A 3,282-nucleotide genomic window follows, 5' to 3' on the forward strand; every position below is an offset into this window, starting at 1 on the left:
ACCACCGACGAAGTCATCGCCAAGCTGACCGCTACGCCTTCGGTGACCGAAGGTGGCGAGATCACCTACACCATTACGCTGACCAACAAAGACGGTCTGCCGATCAACAACCACTCGGCGCTGACCTTCACGCTGAGCGATGGCAAGACCACCATCACCGTGCCAGCCAACGGCACCGTGGGCACTACCACCGTCATCGCGCCGGACAACGTCTACACCGGCGCTAACGACCCAGTGATCAAGTCGATCGCTTCTGTCAGCGGCACCGACGTCGGCAAGTTCGAGCAGCTGACCCTGGACAAGGCCCCGGTCAGCACCACCGTGACTGACGAGCCAGGCACCCCGGGCAACCCAGGTACACCAGGCACCCCGAACGCAGGCGACCTGGTCAAGGTCACCATTACTGCCGACCAGGCCTCGGTCGCCGAGAACGTCAAACCGACCTTCACCGTGCACATCAATCAGCCGCTCGACCACGACCTGGTCGTGACCCTGAGCAACGATGCCAAAGTGACCATCAAGGCCGGCGACACCAGCGCGCCGTACGAGCACGCGGCACAAGGCGACGACGTCTATAACGACGCTGGCCAGATCAGCGTGGGCATCAAGTCGGCTGTGGACGTCGACGGTCGTGGCTTCGAGAACCTGCAACTGGGCGGTGCGGCTACCGTTCAAGTGACCGACACCACCGATGAAGTGGTGGCCAAGCTGACCGCTACCCCTTCGGTGACCGAAGGCGGCGAGATCACCTACACCATCACCCTGACCAACAAAGACGGTCTGCCGATCAACAACCACTCGGCCCTGACCTTCACGCTGAACGATGGCAAGACTACCATCACCGTGCCGGCCAACGGCACCGTGGGCACTACCACCGTCATCGCACCGGACAACGTCTACACCGGCGCTAACGACCCAGTCGTGAAGTCGATCGCCAGCGTTGACGGCACTGACGTCGGCAAGTTCGAGCAACTGACCCTGGACAAGGCCCCGGTCAGCACCACCGTGACCGACGAGCCAGGTACTCCGGGCAACCCAGGTACACCAGGCACCCCGAACGCAGGCGACCTGGTCAAGGTCACCATCACCGCCGACCAGGCCTCGGTGGCCGAGAACGTCAAACCGACGTTCACCGTGCATATCAACCAGGCACTGGACCACGACCTGGTCGTGACCCTGAGCAACGATGCCAAGGTGACCATCAAGGCCGGCGACACCAGCGCGCCTTACGAGCACGCTGCACAGGGCGACGATGTCTATCTGGACAGCGGCGAAATCACCCTCGGCATCACGTCGGCGGTCGATGTTGACGGCCGTCCATTCGAGAACCTGCAACTCGGCGGCTCTGCCTCGGTCGAGGTTACCGATACCGTCAGCGAAGTCGTGGCCACGTTGACCGCGACCGAGTCTGTCAGCGAAGGTGGCGTAATCACCTATACCGTGACGCTGACCAACAAAGACGGTCTGCCGATCAATAACCATTCGGCGTTGACCTTCACCCTGAGCGACGGCAAAACCAGCATCACCGTGCCGGCCAACGGCACTACGGGCTCGGTTACCGTTATTGCCCCGGACAACGTCTATACCGGCGCGAATGCACCGGTGGAGCAGAGCCTGAAGTACGTCAGCGGCGCTGACGCCTGGAAGTTCGAACAACTGACGCTGAACGAAACCAAGGTCAGCACCGAAGTCACCGACGAGCCAGGCTCCGGCACCCCGGGCACTGACAACCATGGCGACATCGTCAAGGTCACCATTACCGCCGACCAGGTATCGGTCGCCGAGAACGTCAACCCGACCTTCACCGTGCACATCAATACTGCACTGGATCATGACTTGGTCGTGACCCTGAGCAACGATGCACAAGTCACCATCAAAGCGGGTCAGACTTCAAGCGACCCGTATGTTCATGCGGTACAGGGCGAAGACGTCTATCTGGACAGCGGCGAGATCACTCTCGGCATCAAGTCGGCGGTCGATATCGATGGCCGTAGCTTCGAAAACCTGCAACTGGGTCACGACGCCTCGGTCAAGGTTACCGACACAATCAACGAAGTTGTGGCCAAACTGACCGCAACCGAGTCTGTCAGCGAAGGCGGCCAGATCACCTACACCGTGACGCTGACCAACAAAGACGGCCTGCCGATCAGCAATCACTCGGCCCTGACCTTTACCCTGAGCGACGGCAAGACCACTATCACCGTGCCTGCCAACGGCACCACGGGTTCGATCACCGTTACCGCACCGGATAACGTCTATGCCGGCGCAAACGCCGCGATCGAGCAGAGCCTGAAGTACGTCAGCGGCGCTGATGCCTGGAAGTTCGAGCAGCTGACGCTGGACGAAACCAAGGTAAGCACCGAGGTTACCGATGAGCCTGGCTCGGGTACTCCGGGTGCTGGCAACGAGGGTGATCTGGTCAAGGTTACCATCGTGGCCGACCAGAAGTCGGTCTACGAGAACAAGGAACCGACCTTCACCGTCAAGATCAATACCGCACTGGACCACGACCTGGTCGTGACCCTGAGCAACGATGCCAAGGTCACCATCAAGGCCGGCGAAACCAGTGCGCCGTACACCCATGCTGCACAAGGTGAAGACGTTTACAAAGACGCCGGCAAGATCACCTTGGGCATCAAGTCTGCTGTGGATATCGACGGCCGCGACTTCGAGAACCTGCAACTGGGTGGCGATGCCTCGGTCAAGGTCAAGGACACTACCAACGAAGTTGTGGCGAAACTGACCGCAACCGAGTCCGTCAGTGAAGGTGGCCAGATCACCTACACCGTGACCCTGACCAACAAAGACGGCCTGCCGATCAACAACCACTCGGCCTTGACCTTCACGCTGAGCGACGGCAAGACCGTCATCACCGTTCCGGCCAACAGCACCACCGGGTCGATTACCGTTACTGCGCCTGACAACGTCTACGTCGGCACCAACCCGACCGTGGTCAATTCGATCGCGACCGTGGATGGCGCAGATGTCGGCAAGTTCGAAAAACTGACCCTGGACAAAACCCAGGTCAACACCACCGTTACCGACGAGCCAGGCACCCCGGGCAACCCAGGTACACCAGGCACCCCGAACGCAGGCGATCTGGTCAAAGTCACCATCACTGCCGACCAGACTTCGGTGGCGGAAAACGTCAAACCGACCTTCACCGTGCACATCAACCAGGCACTGAATCACGACCTGGTCGTGACCCTGAGCAACGATGCCAAGGTGACCATCAAGGCGGGCGATACCAGCGCGCCTTACGAGCACGCGGCACAGGGCGAC

At 60.5% G+C, this 3,282-nt stretch carries 1 protein-coding gene; it reads left to right on the plus strand.

Annotation, left to right across the window (positions count from 1 at the left end):
- On the plus strand, positions 1 to 3,282 hold a 3,282-nt coding region (locus ACQKPZ_RS28075), incomplete at both ends, for an immunoglobulin-like domain-containing protein (RefSeq protein WP_427544520.1).

It is taken from the genome of Pseudomonas sp. NPDC089547, assembly GCF_050280665.1.
Classification (GTDB): domain Bacteria; phylum Pseudomonadota; class Gammaproteobacteria; order Pseudomonadales; family Pseudomonadaceae; genus Aquipseudomonas.